The organism is Actinomyces respiraculi (assembly GCF_014595995.2).
Taxonomy (GTDB): Bacteria; Actinomycetota; Actinomycetes; order Actinomycetales; family Actinomycetaceae; genus Actinomyces; species Actinomyces respiraculi.
Map to the genome: position 1 here is coordinate 204,047 of NZ_CP063989.1, position 15,066 is coordinate 219,112.

Annotated in this window: 15 protein-coding genes; 10 read left to right on the plus strand and 5 right to left on the minus strand. The window is 71.6% G+C overall.

The features are described 5' to 3' along the window. Positions 1 to 85: 85 nt before the first annotated feature. Both ID810_RS00865 and ID810_RS00870 read left to right on the plus strand, forming a co-directional pair. Positions 86 to 1,519: a histidine kinase gene (locus tag ID810_RS00865; RefSeq protein WP_166857033.1), complete on the plus strand. Its 1,434-nt coding sequence runs from the start codon at positions 86 to 88 to the stop codon at positions 1,517 to 1,519. Further along, entirely contained in the window at positions 1,516 to 2,226 is a 711-nt protein-coding gene (locus tag ID810_RS00870; RefSeq protein WP_166857035.1) for a response regulator, read from the plus strand. Before ID810_RS00865 ends, ID810_RS00870 begins: the two co-directional genes overlap by 4 nt. Positions 2,227 to 2,230: 4 nt before the next feature. On the opposite strand, the gene ID810_RS00875 is transcribed toward ID810_RS00870, so the two are convergent. Beyond that, on the minus strand, positions 2,231 to 3,853 hold the full coding sequence (locus ID810_RS00875; protein WP_166857037.1) for a DUF6297 family protein: 1,623 nt from the start codon (positions 3,851 to 3,853) through the stop codon (positions 2,231 to 2,233). Further along, positions 3,850 to 4,524, minus strand: a complete 675-nt coding sequence (locus ID810_RS00880; protein ID WP_166857039.1) for an ABC transporter ATP-binding protein — start codon at positions 4,522 to 4,524, stop codon at positions 3,850 to 3,852. The genes ID810_RS00875 and ID810_RS00880 overlap by 4 nt, the downstream gene beginning before the upstream one ends. 211 nt (positions 4,525 to 4,735) lie before the next feature. Here ID810_RS00880 and dnaK point away from each other — a divergent pair, with 211 nt between their 5' ends. The 4 genes from dnaK (at position 4,736) to ID810_RS00900 (ending at position 8,735) form a co-directional block, all read left to right on the plus strand. Beyond that, complete coding sequence (gene dnaK / locus ID810_RS00885) at positions 4,736 to 6,589, plus strand: molecular chaperone DnaK (protein WP_166857041.1); 1,854 nt, start codon at positions 4,736 to 4,738, stop codon at positions 6,587 to 6,589. Beyond that, positions 6,586 to 7,200, plus strand: coding sequence for a nucleotide exchange factor GrpE (locus tag ID810_RS00890; protein ID WP_166857043.1), 615 nt, complete (start codon positions 6,586 to 6,588; stop codon positions 7,198 to 7,200). The genes dnaK and ID810_RS00890 overlap by 4 nt, the downstream gene beginning before the upstream one ends. Positions 7,201 to 7,311: 111 nt before the next feature. Continuing rightward, positions 7,312 to 8,307, plus strand: coding sequence for a DnaJ C-terminal domain-containing protein (locus ID810_RS00895; protein WP_166857045.1), 996 nt, complete (start codon positions 7,312 to 7,314; stop codon positions 8,305 to 8,307). Next, on the plus strand, positions 8,304 to 8,735 hold the full coding sequence (locus tag ID810_RS00900) for a heat shock protein transcriptional repressor HspR (RefSeq protein WP_279586946.1): 432 nt from the start codon (positions 8,304 to 8,306) through the stop codon (positions 8,733 to 8,735). The genes ID810_RS00895 and ID810_RS00900 overlap by 4 nt, the downstream gene beginning before the upstream one ends. Positions 8,736 to 8,740: 5 nt before the next feature. On the opposite strand, the gene ID810_RS00905 is transcribed toward ID810_RS00900, so the two are convergent. After that, complete coding sequence (locus ID810_RS00905) at positions 8,741 to 9,973, minus strand: sensor histidine kinase (protein WP_166857047.1); 1,233 nt, start codon at positions 9,971 to 9,973, stop codon at positions 8,741 to 8,743. Then, positions 9,970 to 10,629, minus strand: a complete 660-nt coding sequence (locus ID810_RS00910; RefSeq protein WP_166857049.1) for a response regulator transcription factor — start codon at positions 10,627 to 10,629, stop codon at positions 9,970 to 9,972. The genes ID810_RS00905 and ID810_RS00910 overlap by 4 nt, the downstream gene beginning before the upstream one ends. 247 nt (positions 10,630 to 10,876) lie before the next feature. On the opposite strand from ID810_RS00910, the gene ID810_RS00915 reads away from it, so the two are divergent. From ID810_RS00915 to ID810_RS00930, 4 genes are all read left to right on the plus strand, one after another. Next, complete coding sequence (locus ID810_RS00915) at positions 10,877 to 11,347, plus strand: hypothetical protein (protein WP_166857050.1); 471 nt, start codon at positions 10,877 to 10,879, stop codon at positions 11,345 to 11,347. Between the two features lie 72 nt (positions 11,348 to 11,419). Continuing rightward, the gene (locus ID810_RS00920) at positions 11,420 to 12,598 is read left to right on the plus strand and encodes a peptidoglycan-binding protein (RefSeq protein WP_166857052.1); all 1,179 of its coding nucleotides are present in this window, start codon (positions 11,420 to 11,422) and stop codon (positions 12,596 to 12,598) included. Continuing rightward, the gene (locus ID810_RS00925) at positions 12,595 to 13,305 is read left to right on the plus strand and encodes an ABC transporter ATP-binding protein (RefSeq protein ID WP_166857054.1); all 711 of its coding nucleotides are present in this window, start codon (positions 12,595 to 12,597) and stop codon (positions 13,303 to 13,305) included. The genes ID810_RS00920 and ID810_RS00925 overlap by 4 nt, the downstream gene beginning before the upstream one ends. Then, positions 13,283 to 14,581 carry an ABC transporter permease gene (locus tag ID810_RS00930; protein WP_166857056.1) on the plus strand — a complete coding sequence of 433 codons (1,299 nt, stop codon included), beginning with the start codon at positions 13,283 to 13,285 and terminating at the stop codon, positions 14,579 to 14,581. Before ID810_RS00925 ends, ID810_RS00930 begins: the two co-directional genes overlap by 23 nt. 142 nt (positions 14,582 to 14,723) lie before the next feature. Here the strand turns inward: ID810_RS00930 and ID810_RS00935 are convergent, their stop codons facing one another. Then, on the minus strand, positions 14,724 to 14,906 hold the full coding sequence (locus ID810_RS00935) for an Rv0909 family putative TA system antitoxin (RefSeq protein ID WP_166857058.1): 183 nt from the start codon (positions 14,904 to 14,906) through the stop codon (positions 14,724 to 14,726). Positions 14,907 to 15,066: the final 160 nt, after the last annotated feature.

Genomic DNA, 15,066 nt, shown 5'->3' on the forward strand with positions numbered 1-15,066 from the left:
GTCCGATCTTCGGCGGGCGCGGGGTGCGCGGCCGTCATACCCGGGTAGGACGAGCCCTCGCCCGCCCGTCGGTACGGTGGCGGACATGACCCAGCCTCATCGCAGCCCCCAGGAGAGTGGGCTGCTCGCGCGCCTTGGGCGCTTGCCCCGGCCCGGCTGGCCGGACCTCATCGCCGCCGCCCTGCTCGTGTACGTCAGCGCCTGGAACCTCCCGGACCCCCTGGACACCTCCACCTCCGTGAGCGTCGGCGTGGCCGGGTCGCCGGCCCTGTTCGCCGTCCTTGTCACCGTCTGCGCCCTGGCCACCCTCCTGCGCCGCGTGCTGCCGACGGCGAGCGTCCTGCTGATCGGCCTGGTCTGCCTCATCCACCTGGCGGCCTACGACTCTCTGTCCCTCCTCGTCATCGGGGCCGGGCTCATCGCGGTGGAGACGACGACGAGCCGCGTGCCGCGCCCCTGGGCCTGGCCCCTGCTCGCCGCCCACGCCGTGGGCGCCGCCGTCGGCATTGTCCTCGCGGGCTACCGGGGTGCGGGGCTGGAGATGGAGACAGCCCGGATGGGGGTTCTCATCACTGTTGCGCTCGTCTTCGTTGCCGCTGCCGCCCTGACGGGACTGCTGCGGCGACGCTCCCGCGAACGCCGGGAACAGGTGCGTGAGCGCCTGGCGCTGCTCGCGGCCCAGCAGGAGACCGAGCGGCGCCTGGCCGTCGTCGAGGAGAGGAACCGCATCGCCCGCGACGTCCACGACCTGCTCGGCCACTCCCTGTCCGTCATCGGCATGCAGGCCGAGGGGGCGCGCGCCGTCCTGTCCGCCCGGCCCGAGGAGGCTGAGCGGGCGCTCGCGGTCATCGGGGAGACGAGCCGGCGGGGCGTTGACGACGTGCGCGCCCTCGTGGACGTCCTGCGCAGTGACGACGACGAACCGGACGCCCGTCCCGACGGCCAGGGCGGCGCTCAGGGCGGCACAGCTGAGCCCGGTGCGCCGGGTGCGCCGGGTATGGGCGACGTGCCGGGTGCGCCGGGTATGGGCGACGTGCCGGGTGCGCCGGGTATGGGCGACGTGCCGGGTGCGCCGGGTATGGGCGACGTGCCGGGTGCGCCGGGTATGGGCGACGTGCCGGGTGCGCCGGGTGTTGACGACGTGCCGGGCCTCGTGACCGGGGTGCGCGAGGCGGGCACCGCGGTCACCCTCAGTCTCGCCGTCGGCGCCGCCACCCCCGAGCCGGTGGGCGCCTGCGCCTACCGGGTGGTGCAGGAGGCCCTGACCAACGCCGTGCGCCACGCACCGGGCGCCGCGGTCGCCGTCGAGGTCGATGTCACTGAGGACCGGGTGGAGGTCACCGTGAGCAACACCGCCGGACGCCGTGACTCCGACGGCGGCGCCAACCGCGGCGGGCTGGGACTGGTGTCGATGACCGAGCGTGTCCACGCCGTCGGCGGCACCCTGACCGCAGGCACCCGTCCCGACGGCGGGTGGCGGGTGCACGCCGTCGTGCCCGTGAGCGCAGGCGCGGCATGAGCGCCGGGGTCCCGGTCCGTGTGGCCCTCACCGACGACGAGCCCCTGCTCACCGCAGGCCTGGCGATGATCCTGTCCGCCCAGGAGGACATGGAGGTCATCTGGCAGGCCGCCGACGGCGCCACCGCGCTGCGCCGGGCCGAGAGCGACCCGGTGGACGTGCTGCTCCTGGATGTGCAGATGCCGGGTATGGACGGCATCGAGACGACCCGGCGGCTCGTGGCGGCGGGCGCCCAGGGGCGGGTCGTCATCCTCACGACCTTCGACACCGACGGCTATGTCCTCGGGGCGATCGAGGCCGGGGCGGCCGGCTTCCTGCTCAAGAACACCCCGCCCGCGGACCTGCTCGCCGCGATCCGCACCGTCCACGCCGGTGACAGCGTCATCTCGCCGGGCCCGACGCGGCGCCTGCTCACGGCGGTGCGCCGGGGAACGGCCTCGGTGCACGCCGCCGCGGGCGGGGTCGGGCCGGTGCCGAGCCTGGTGGACGGGCTGACCGAGAGGGAGCGCGAGGTGCTGCGGCTCATTGCGCTGGGGCTGACGAACCAGGAGCTGTGTGACCGGCTGTGGTTGTCAATGACGACGGTCAAGACGCACGTGTCCCACCTGCTGGCCAAAACGGGCAGCCGCGACCGGGTCCAGCTCGTCCTCACCGCCATGCGGGCCGGGGTGGTCGACGTCGAGGAGGTTCTGACCGAGGACGTCTGAGCGCTCAGTCGCCCTCGGCCGTCCACAGGGCCAGGACGACGGCGAAGGCGCTCACCACGGCCTGCGCCAGCACCAGCTTGGGGCCCGCGCCCGCGCCGAGCAGGACCATGACGAGAGGCCAGGCGACGATGGCCGCGGCGTCCGGCCCCTGGGACAAGGAGCGCAGGAACCCGTCCGGGATCGGGCCGATGGGGGTGGCGATGAACTCCGACCAGTCCGGGGCCGTGCGCATGGCCGAGCGCACGGCAACGCCGCCCCACCCGACGCCGGCGAGCAGCCCGGCCCCGAGGAGCCAACCGGCAGCGCCTGCTTGCCCGGCGCCTGCCAGCGTGAGCACCGCGCCGAGCACCGCGCCCCACACCATGAGGCAGGCCACCGGCACGACAAGGTGACCGGCGCGCACCCACCTGGGGGAGGTCGGCCACGAGGCGTCCGGCCCGCCCTCGAAGGCCGCCCGCCGGGCCGGGTCGCCCACTGCGAGGGCCGCGAGGACCGCAGCGGCGAGCATGACGGCCGTGTTGGCCACCCAGTGCATCCCGGGCACAAGCAGCAGGGCGCTCAGGCCGGCGCCGACCGCGACCTGCACCAGCCGCCAGGGCTGGCGGGCCAGCAGTAGCGCGTCGGCCTGGGCGACACCGAGGATGGTGCGCGTCGCGGCACCCCACCGGCCCGTCAGCCGACGCCCGGCCCGCGCCAGGGGCATCCGCGCCGAGCGCCGGGGTTGCAGCGGCTCGGGCGCCATGAGCCGGCCGATCTCACGGGTGTCCATCGACAGCGTGGCCACGCCCACCCCGAAGGCGCGTCGGCTCGTCTTGGCCAGCTCGGCGTCTGGGACGGCCTCGATCCCGCGGGTGACGAGCAGCAGCGCGGTGGTGGCCGAGACGAGCAGGACGACGCCGAGCCCGCCCAGGGCAACGGTTGGTGTCCCGGGCCCGGCGATGAGCGCCACGCCGAGCAGTGCCGTCGCCACGACAAGGAGGGCGAGACGGGCGGGCAGGGCGCGGGTGCGCGTGATCTGGGAGGTGGCCGCCGCGGTGACGGCTGCGACTGCGGTCCCGGCGGCCAGCAGCGCCCAGGTGAGCAGGCCGGCCACCCCGCCCCCGAGCAGGATGGTCACCAGGGTCCCGACGCCGAAGGCCCCGACGATGGTCGGGGCGAGCACAGCGCGCACAAGCACCCGGGTGAGCAGCCGCCGTCGGCCCCCGGGCAGCGCCAGCCACCAGGCCACCTGCTCGGGGCGTAGGAAGACGGGCCCCAGCCGCCTGAGTGCCCCGACGGCGACGGCGCCGAGGACGAGGAGCGCGCAGGCGACGAGGTTGTCGGTGTCGAGCGGCAGCGCCGCCTCCGTCTCCAGGCCGGGCAGCCCCCTCATGCCGTCCACGCCCGTGTCGACGAGCAGGTGGAACACGACGGTGCCGAGCACGAGGATGGACAGCATGATGCTGTAGGCGTTACCGAGGTGGTGGCTGAGGGGGCGGGTGAACCGACGGCGTCGTCGCTGTGCCTGCCGGGTCCAGCGGGCGATGACGAGCAGGTCCGGTGCCCCGCCGTCGGGATCGCCGCCGGGATGTGTGCCACCCGGATGTGTGCCGACGGCGTGAGGGCGGGCGTCGCCGTCTGTACTCACAGGGCACCCTCCTCGATGGCCTCGACCCCCTCGTCCACCGTCAGCGGGCGCGTGTCCTCGCCGACGAGCAGGACGTGCGTGGCCACAGCGTCCACGAGGGCGGGGTCGTGGGAGACGACAAGGAGTGTGCCGCCCGCCTCCCGCTCAGCAACGAGCCGCCCGGCGAGCATCACCCGGGTGGAGTGGTCGAGCCGCTGCTCGGGCTCGTCGAGGACGAGCAGACGGCGCGGGCGCAAGAGCACGGAGGCCAGGACCGCGCGTCGGCGCTGGCCGGAGGAGAGGCGGTTGGGCAGGGCCTGTGCGATGGCGGACAGGCCGAGCCCGGTGATGACGGCCTCCAAGTCAGCGGTGGCACCGTGACCGAGTTGGACGAGCTCGAGGTGCTCGCGCACGGTGAGGAAGGGGAAGAAGGACTCATCGCCGAGGTCGCGGGCGACGGCGGTCCGGAAGGCGGTGGAGCGGGGGTCGGGCGTGTGACCCAGGACGGTGAGTTGCCCTCCGAGCGGGGGAAGCAGGCCGCAGGCGGTGCGCAGGAGGGTGGATTTGCCCGCGCCGTTGACCCCGACCAGGAAGAGGGCCTGGCCGCGCTCGAGGGTGAAGGTGGCAGGCGAGCACACGGGCTCGGTGCCGTAGCCGACGGCGAGGTCGCGCGCGGTGACGATGGGCTCCATGCGCACACTGTTCCATAGCGCTGGGTTCGCAGGATCGGTCGGCAGGACGATGCCGACAGGACACGCTCGCGCGGAAGCCCCGGGAATAACCTCGGGGGCCATAAAGTTGAGCCAGTCAGACTCAAGATTGCGACGTCCGAAGTTGACAAGACTCGGCTCAAGAACAATTCTGAGCGCATACGACTCAACTCTCTTCATCTAGGAGCACCACATGGCACGCGCCGTCGGCATTGACCTTGGAACCACCAACTCCGCCATCGCCGTCCTCGAGGGCGGCGAGCCCACGATCATCCCCAACGCCGAGGGCGGGCGCACCACCCCCTCCGTCGTCGCCTTCTCCAAGTCCGGCGAGGTCCTCGTCGGCGAGATCGCCAAGCGCCAGGCCGTCACCAACGTCGAGCGCACCATCTCCTCCGTCAAGCGCCACATGGGCACCGACTGGGACGTCAAGATCGACGACAAGACCTACACGGCCCAGGAGATCAGCGCCCGCATCCTCGCCAAGCTCAAGGCCGACGCCGAGGCCTACCTCGGTGAGCCCGTCACCAACGCGGTCATCACCGTCCCCGCCTACTTCAACGACGCCGAGCGCCAGGCCACCAAGGAGGCCGGCACCATCGCGGGCCTGACCGTTGACCGCATCGTCAACGAGCCCACCGCTGCGGCGCTCGCCTACGGCCTGGACAAGGGCCAGGAGGACGAGCTCATCCTCGTCTTCGACCTCGGTGGCGGCACCTTCGACGTCTCCCTGCTCGAGGTCGGCAAGGACGAGGACGGCTTCTCCACCATCCAGGTCCGCTCCACCTCCGGCGACAACCGCCTCGGCGGTGACGACTGGGACGCCCGCATCGTTGACTGGCTCGTCAAGCAGGTCAAGGACAAGAGCGGGGTGGACCTGTCCAAGGACAAGATCGCCATGCAGCGCCTCAAGGACGCCGCCGAGCAGGCCAAGAAGGAGCTGTCCACCGCGACCAGCACCGACATCAACCTGCAGTACCTGTCCATGAGCGAGGCCGGCCCGATCCACCTCGACGAGCGCCTGACCCGCGCCCAGTTCCAGGACATGACCGCGGACCTGATCGAGCGCACCAAGATCCCCTTCCACAACGTCATCAAGGACGCCGGCGTCTCCCTGTCGGAGATCGACCACGTCGTCCTCGTCGGCGGCTCCACCCGCATGCCGGCCGTCTCCGACGTCGTGCGCGAGCTCACCGGCGGCAAGGAGCCCAACAAGGGCGTCAACCCGGACGAGGTCGTGGCGCTGGGCGCCTCCCTGCAGGCCGGTGTCATCCAGGGTGACCGCAAGGACGTCCTGCTCATCGACGTCACCCCCCTGAGCCTTGGCATCGAGACCAAGGGCGGCGTCATGACCAAGCTCATCGACCGCAACACGGCCATCCCGACCAAGCGCTCCGAGGTCTTCTCCACCGCCGAGGACAACCAGCCCTCCGTGCTCATCCAGGTCTACCAGGGTGAGCGTGAGTTCGCCCGCGACAACAAGCCGCTGGGCACCTTCGAGCTCACCGGCATCGCCCCGGCCCCCCGCGGCATCCCGCAGATCGAGGTCGCCTTCGACATCGATGCCAACGGCATCGTGCACGTCTCCGCCAAGGACCGTGGCACCGGCAAGGAGCAGTCGATGACGATCTCCGGCGGCTCCGCGCTGCCCAAGGAGGACATCGACCGCATGGTCAAGGAGGCCGAGGCCCACGCCGAGGAGGACAAGCGCCGCCGCGAGGAGGCCGAGACCCGCAACGCCGCCGAGCAGCAGGCCTACTCCATCGACAAGCTGCTGAAGGACAACAAGGACAAGCTCCCCGAGGATGTCCACAGTGAGGTCCAGGGCGCGGTCGACGAGCTCAAGAAGGCCCTCGAGGGTGACTCCATCGACGCCGTCCGCTCCGCCCAGGAGAAGCTGAGCTCGGTGGCCCAGAAGATCGGCGACGCCATCTATGCCCAGGAGCAGGCCACTGCGGCCTCCGCCGCCTCCGAGGCCCCGACCGAGGATGACGACATCGTCGACGCCGAGATCGTCGACGACGAGGGCACCGAGGGCTCCAAGTGAGCACCCCGGCCCCCGGGCAGGACGAGCCCATCGACCCCGCCCTCGCTGAGGCCGTGGAGTCCGCCTTCGACGGCGCCGAGCTGGATGAGTCCGGCGCCGTCGAGGCGGCCCCCGCCGCAGACGGTGACGAGAGCACCGACGGTGAGGCCCCGGTGGACCCGCTGGCCGCCGCCCAGGCCGAGGCCGCTCAGCTGACGGATGACCTCGCCCGGGCCCGCGCGGACCTGTACAACCTCCAGCAGGAGTACCAGGGCTTCGTGCGTCGCTCGCGTGAGGCCGCCGCCGGCCACCGCGAGACCGGTCGCGCCAGCGTCGTCGAGGCGCTCATCCCCGTCCTCGACGAGATTGCGCTGGCCGACCAGCACGGTGACCTCACGGGCCCCTTCGCGACGACGGCCGCCAAGCTCGAGTCGATCCTCGGGGAGAAGTTCGGGCTTGTGCGCTTCGGCGAGGTCGGCGACGTCTTCGATCCGACGCTCCACGAGGCGCTTATGGCCACCGAGTCCGACGAGGTGAGCGAGCCGACCGTCGCGATGGTCCTCCAGCCCGGCTACCGCCTGGGGGACAAGGTCGTGCGCGCCGCCCGCGTCCAGGTCACCAACCCGGCCTGATTCCCCACGTGCGGGGCCCGCTCGAGCGGGCCCCGCACGACAACCCCCGTCCCTTCCTTCACGACACACAGAGAGTCGAAACCACGAGCACATCACACAGGAGGTGGTGACATGGCCAGCCAGGACTGGATGCACAAGGACTTCTACGCCGTCCTCGGCGTCGCCAAGGACGCCGACTCCGACACCATCAAGAAGGCCTACCGCTCGCTCGCCAAGAAGTACCACCCGGACCGCAACCCGGACGACGCCGTCGCCGCGGAGAAGTTCAAGGAGGTCGGCGAGGCCTACGCGGTCCTGTCCGACGCCAAGGACCGCAAGCAGTACGACGCCATCCGCTCCATGGCGGGCGGCGGCCCCCGCTTCACCGCCGGTGGCGCCGGCGGGGGAGGCTTCGAGGACATCTTCTCGATGTTCGGCGGTGGTGCCGGCGCGCAGAACATCGACATCGACGACCTGCTGCGCCAGTTCGGCGGCCAACCCAGCCCCACCCGCCGCGGCGGGCAGCCCGGCCCCTTCGGCTTCGGGGGCTTCGGGGGCTTCAGCTCCCAGCCCGAGCCCCGCAAGGGCCCCGATGTCCTCACCGACGTGCGCCTGGGCTTCCGCCAGGCCGTTGAGGGAGACACGGTCGAGCTGACGGCCGACGGACGCACCATCACCACCCGCATCCCGGCGGGTGTGCACGACCGCCAGCGGATCCGCCTGCGCGGCAAGGGCCGCCCCGGCCAGGCCGGCGGGGAGAACGGGGACATGGTCATCACGGTCCACGTCGACAAGCACCCCGTCTACTCCATCGACGGCACGAACCTGCGCATGGACCTGCCCGTCACCCTCACAGAGGCGGCCCTCGGCGCGACGGTCGAGGTTCCCCTGCTGGACGGTACGAGCACGCGCGTCAAGATCAAGGCCGGCACCCCGTCCGGCACGGTGATGCGCCTGCGCGGCAAGGGCATCACGCTGCCCAAGGGCACGTCGGACCTGCTCGTCACCGTGCAGGTGGCGGTGCCGCGCAAGCTCTCGGCCCAGGCGAGGCAGGCCCTGGAGGCCTTCGATGCTGCCATGGGTGAGACCGACCCGCGTGCCGCGCTGCGTGAGGAGGCAAGGACGTGAGCCGCCGTCGCACCGGACAGGGCATGTCCTTCCTCGCGGAGGATGCCGAGGAGAGGGCGGTCTACGTCATCTCCGTGGCCGCGGACCTCGCGGGCATGCACCCGCAGACCCTGCGCCAGTACGACCGCCTCGGTCTGGTCTCCCCGGCCCGCGCCTCCGGCCACGGACGGCGCTACTCGCACCGCGACGTCGAGCGTCTGCGCCGCGTCCAGGCCCTGAGCCAGGAGGGCGTCAACCTCGAGGGGATCCGCCGTGTCCTCGACCTTGAGCGCCAGGTCGAGGAGCTCGAGCGCGAGAACCGCCTGCTGCGGCTGCGTCAGGCGGCGGTCCAGCGGATCTTCGCCGCCGCCGCCGACGGCGAGGTGCAGGTCCTCGCCGCCGGACGACGGCTCCCCGGGGCCGCGGGCCGCTCCGCCGCACAGGCCTAGGCCGCTCAGGGCTGCGGCTCGGACTGGGCCTCCTCGCCGGGAATCTCCAGGACGGCCGTCATCCCGCCTGTGGGGTTCGCGCTCAGGCTCAGCCGGCCGCCGTGGGCGGTGGCCACCGCGGTGACGATGGCCAGGCCCAGGCCGTGCCCCGAGCCCCGGGTACGGCCCCGGCCCTCGCCGCGCACGAAGGGCTCACGCAGGGACTCGATGCTCTCGGGCGGGACCGGGGCGCCATCGTTGCGGATCGTCAGCCGCACGCCGTCGGCCAGGTGCGCCATCCCCACCGTGATGCGCCCGCCGTCGGTGTTGTAGCGCACGGCGTTGCGCAGCAGGTTGGCCACGCTCTGACGCAGCAGCACCGGGTCGCCGGGCACCCGGGCGGGCAGCAGGTGGGTGGACAGCCTCAGCCTGCGCTCGGCGATCTGCGGGGCGACGAGCCCCAGGGCGTCACGGACCGTTGCCTCCATGTCCACGTCCTCGCGGGCGAGCCTGCCCGACTGGGCGTCCGCCAGGTCCAGCAGGGCGTCGATCGTCTCCCGGTTGGAGCGGTTGGTCTCCAGCACCCGGCCCAGGACCCGGCGCAGGTCCTCGGCCGAGGCACGTGGGTCGGACAGCGCCACCTCGATCATGGTCTGGGTCGTCGCCAGCGGCGTGCGCAGCTCGTGCGAGGCGTTGGCGGCGAAGCGCCGGTGCACGGAGAAGGAGCGCTCCAAGGAGGCCAGCATGTGGTCGAAGGTGTCCGCCAGGTCGTGGATCTCGTCACGCGGTCCGGCCAGGGCCAGGCGTTGGCTGAGGTCTCCCGAGGCGGCGTGCTTAGCGGCCGTGTTCATCGACGACAGCGGCCGCAGCATCCGCCCCGCCAGGACCCAGCCCACGGTTCCCGAGAGCACGACGAGCAGCGCCAGTACGCCGACGGCCGAACGCAAGATGGAGCCGAGCAGTTCGAAGATGTTCGTGTCGACCTGGGTGGCCTCGCCGGTCGGCAGGGCCGGGGTGACGGCGGCGTCGCCGACGAGCGCGCTGACCTCGATCCGGAGCGTGACGTAGCGGGTGTAGACGTAGACGAGGGCGATGAGCACCGCGCCGGCCGCCGTCACCAGGCCGGAGTAGGTCAGCGTCAAGCGGGTGCGGATGCTCAGGCGCTTGGGGCGACGCGAGCGCTCCTTCCTGCCCGGGTCCGCGGTGGCCTGCTGGGCCGCGTGCCGTCCGTCGTCGGCCACCACCTCCTGCCCGCTCATGCGGTGAACCTGTAGCCCGCGCCGGGCACCGTCTGGATGACCCACGGCTCACCGAGCTTGCGGCGCAGGTGGGAGATCGTCACCCGGGTGGAGTTGGTGAAGGGGTCCGCGTTGGCGTCCCACGCCTTCTCCAGAAGCGTCTCGGCGCTGAGGACCCCGCCCTCAGCCTCCATGAGGACCTGGAGGACCGCGAACTCCTTGGGGCTCAGGCGGATGAAGTGTCCGTCGCGGGTGACCTCCCGACGGAAGGGGTCCAGACGCACCCCGTGCGCCTCGATGATCGGGGTGCGTGCGGGCTGGCTGCGCCGCCCCAGGGCCCGCAGCCGCGCCACCAGCTCGGGGAACTCGAAGGGCTTGGTGAGGTAGTCGTCCGCCCCCAGCTCGAAGCCGCCCACACGCGCGTCCAGGGTCCGGGACGCGGTGAGCATGAGGATGCGGACCTCGGGGTACTCGTCGACCACCCGTCGGCAGACCTCGTCGCCGTGGATGATAGGAAGATCACGGTCCAGGACGATGATGTCGTAGTCGTTGGTCGCCACCTGCTCCAGGGCGCTGGCCCCGTCGCCGACGACGTCCACCGCCATCGCCTCACGCCGCAGCCCCGTGGCCACGGCCTCGGCGAGGTACTCCTCATCCTCCACGACGAGCACGCGCATTGTCCTGTCTCCTTCGCTGTGGTCTTGGTCGGTCTCGCACCGCAGGGCCGGGCCCGGTGCGCCCCGGTCGAGGTGATGCGCCCTTGTCTACCCGCTTGCGGCCCGCCTTGTCGCCCAGCCTCGACGCCGGCGCCACGTGTTACGGCGACATAAGCGAATCCTTGAACGCTCCGACAACACCGTGGCCGGTTGGCTGCGTCTCGACCAAGGGGGCACTGCCCCTACTCTGCCGAAAGGACCCTTTCCTATGAAGACGAGCCTCAACACCCGGATCATCACCCGCGCCGCCGCCCTGCTCACCTGCACCGCGTGCGCCGTCGGGCTCATGACCGGATGCTCCGGCTCCAAGACGGAGGAGACCGCCCAGGCCTCGGCCTCCGCCGCCAGCGCCGACGACTACCTGCTGCGGATGGCCCAGTGCCTGCGTGACAAGGGCATCGACGTCTCCGACCCCGACGCCGACGGCAACATGAAGTTCCCCGAGAACGACGCCGCCTACGCGGCCGTCAAGGAGTGCGAGGACGTCGTCGGCCCCGCCCCGGGCGCGGAGGACCTCTCCGACCCCAGCACGCAGCAGGACATGGTGAAGGCCGCCCAGTGCCTTCGTGACGCCGGCTACGACGTCCCCGACCCGGAGGTCGGCAAGGGCCTCCAGCTCAACGAGGAGATCCCCCAGGACGTGATGAACCGCTGCTTCTCCGACCTCGGGGACAAGTGACGCGGAGCCCCCGCGCAATCGACGACGTACGCGGCCCAGCGGCCGCGAGGACACACTGAGACAGGCACATACATGAACACGACCACCATCTCCACGCAGGGCGACGACGCCTCGACCGGCTCGGAGGCCGAGCTGGGCGGGGCGCGCCGCACCCGGCGCCGGACCTTCCTGACCCTGGGGACCGTCGCGGTCCTGGCCGCGGGCGCGGGCGCAGGCACCTTCGCCACCAAGACCGGACCCTTCGCCCCCGAGCCGACGCCGACGGCCACTGCCTTCACGGGCGCCACGGACACGATCACCCGGGGCGACCTCAAGGGCGAGACCTCTGTCACCGGCACCCTGCGCTACGCCGATCCGCACAAGCTCAAGTCCAGTTTCGACGGCGTCCTCGTCCAGGTGCCGAGCTCCGGCACGGTGCTCACGCACGGAGATGTCATCTACAGCACGGGTAGTGAGTACGCCTACCTCATGCACGGCGCTATTCCCGCCTGGCGCAGCTTCGAGGCGGGGATGGAGAACGGTGAGGACATCCGGCAGCTGGAGACCATCCTCCGGGGTATGGGCTACTTCGACTACGAACCCGACAACCGCTTCACCTGGTACACCACCAACGCCATCATGAAGTGGCAGAAGGCGGTCGGGCTGGCCCAGACCGGAACCATCCCCCTGGGGCGGATGGTCTTCGTCCCCGGGGACCTGCGCGTGGGAACGGTCAGTGCCCGGCTGGGGGACCAGATCGGTGCCGGCAGCGAGATCTGTGACGTCACCTCCACCACCCAGGTGGTCGAGTCCAACGTCAAGCTCTCCGACCAGCGGCTCGCCGTCGTCGGCACCGCCGTGACCATCACGCTGCCCGACGCCACGAGCACGACCGGCACGATCAGCGAGGTGGGCACCCCCATCGAGAAGAAGAGCTCGGAGTCGGGCTCGGGCTCGGACTCGGGCGGCTCCGAGACGAAGGAGCGGGTCATCCCCATCACCGTCACGCTCGACGACACCTCCGCGACCGCCAGCTTCCAGGAGGTCTCGGTCACTGTCGCCCTGCCCAGCGAGACGCGCGAGGACGTCCTGTCGGTGCCGGTGGGCGCTCTGCTGGCCCTGACCCCCGACCAGTTCGGTGTCGAGATCGTCGAGTCCGACGGCACGACCCGCAAGGTGCCCGTCACCATCGGCCTGTTCGCAGGCGGGCGCGTCGAGGTCTCCGGCGACGACATCGCCGAGGGGGACCGAGTGGTGGTGCCGCAGACATGAGCTCCATCCTGTCCCTGCGTGACGTGCGACGAACCTACGGGGAACCGCCCGTCGCCGCCTGTGCAGGCGTGAGCCTGGAGGTCGACTACGGCGAGTTCGTCGCCGTCGTTGGGCCCTCGGGCTCAGGCAAGTCCACCCTCCTCAACCTCATCGGCACCCTGGACCGGCCCAGCTCGGGCACCGTCGAGATCGACGGCCTCGACGTCGGCTCCCTGTCGGACGCCAAGCTCTCGGCCCTGCGCTCGAGCCGCATCGGCTTCGTCTTCCAGCAGTTCCACCTGGCCGACGGCGTCAACGCGGTGGACAACGTGGCCGACGGCCTCCTGTACAGCGGTATCCCCCGCGCCGAGAGGCGCCGACGCGCCCGCATCGCCCTGGAGCGCGTCGGCCTGGCCCACCGGCTCGACCACCGCCCTCACCAGATGAGTGGTGGTGAGCGTCAGCGCGTGGCCATCGCCCGCGCCGTCGTCGGAGACCCGCCGCTGCTGCTCGCCGACGAGCCCACGGGCAACCTCGACTCCACCTCCGGGGCCTCGATCGTCGAGCTGCTGCACGAGCTCCACGAGCAGGGCACCACCATCATCGTTATCACCCACGACAACGAGCTGGCCGCCAAGCTGCCCCGGCAGATCGCCATCCGCGACGGCCGCATCGTGGGGGACTCAAGCAAGAAGGAGGTCGCTCATGGCGTCGCTGCCCGGTCCTGACCGCTCCGCTGACGACGCGGCCGTCACGGTCGCCACGGCTGACAAGCCCGCCAAGGCTGTCGAGGCCTCGCACCGCTCCGCGTCCCGGTCGCTGCGGCGCTCACGGCTGCGCCTGTCGGACGTGCTGCGCCTGGGAGGCACCGGCATCAAGGCCCGTCCGACCCGCGCCTTCCTGTCCGCCCTGGGTATCGCCATCGGCATCGCCGCGATGATCGCGGTGGTCGGCATTTCGGCCTCCAGCCGGGCACAGCTGACCGCCCAGCTCGACTCGCTGGGAACCAACCTGCTGACGACGACCGCAGGCCAGGACCTGTTCGGCAACTCCTCCCCGCTGCCGCAGGATGCCGTCGGCAAGGTCCGGCTCATCGACAAGGTGGAGAGCGCCTCCAGCACCGGTGTCGTCAAGAACTCGCTGGTCTACCGCAGCCCGCTCATCGACCGCAACGCCTCCGGCGGTATCACGACCATGGCGGCGGACCTGTCGCTGCTCGACGTCGTCGCCGGACAGATCGACCGCGGTACCTGGCTCAACGAGGCCACGAGCCAGTACCCGGCCACGGTCCTGGGGCAGACGGCGGCCCGGCGCCTGGGTGTCGTCACCCCGGGCACCCAGGTGTGGCTCGGCGGCCGCTGGTTCACGGTGGTGGGCATCCTCAAGCCGGTGGTCCTGGCTCCCGAGCTCGACAACGCGGCCCTCATCGGCCAGGGCGTCGCCACGAGCCTGCTGGGGCACGAGGGCAATCCGACGACGCTCTACACCCGCACGGCGGACTCCGCCGTCAACCAGGTGCGCGACCTGCTCGCACCGTCGATCTCGCCCCAGAGCGCCAACGAGGTCAAGGTCTCGCGCCCCTCGGACGCGCTGGAGGCCAAGAATGCGGCCGACCAGGCCTTCACCAGCCTGCTGCTGGGCGTGGGCTCCATCGCCCTGCTCGTCGGTGGCATCGGGGTCGCCAACACGATGATCATCTCGGTGCTTGAGCGCCGTCGGGAGATCGGGCTCAGACGCTCCCTGGGAGCCATGCGCGGCCACATCCTCGTGCAGTTCATGGCCGAGGCGCTGCTGCTGTCAACCCTGGGAGGCACCTTGGGCTGCGTGATCGGCATCGGGGTGACCGCCGGGATGGCGAGTGCGAACGGCTGGCCCTTCTCCCTGCCGGTGATCGCCGTCGCCGGCGGCCTGGGAGCCACCATCGTCATCGGCGCCCTGGCTGGGGTGTACCCGGCCGTACGGGCCGCACGCACGCCTCCGACCGCCGCGCTCAACGCGCAGTAGGCGAGCAGGAGGCGTCCAGGAGACGCCGCGGGCAGCAATTGCGGACGGCTGACCGCGAGCGCACGAGGGCCCCGCACCACACGGTGCGGGGCCCTCGTTCCTGTGACCGGAAGGCCACGGCGCCGACAGTCGGCGGGTCGGCTCAGTCGGTGCCGATCTTGCCGTCGACGGTGTCGCGGGCGGCGTCGATCTGGTCGCCGAACTTGCCGCCGGTCGCCTTCTTGGCGGCACCGGCTGCGGCATCGAGCACCTGGTCGCTCAGCTCCTCGACCTTGTCGGAACTCAGGGCCTCGCCGGCCTTCTTCGCCAGGTCGTCACGTCCCATGTCAGTCTCCTTCCGTCGGGTGGCACGACGTCGGACGACGGCGGCCTCGGCAGAATCGTGCCAGTTCTGGGCGCCTGCGTCATCCACGCGGTGAGGCGGCCGCCGTGAGGTCGGCTCGCGTCGCCGGGCGACGGGCCCACGGCCCCGTGGACGCCGCCGG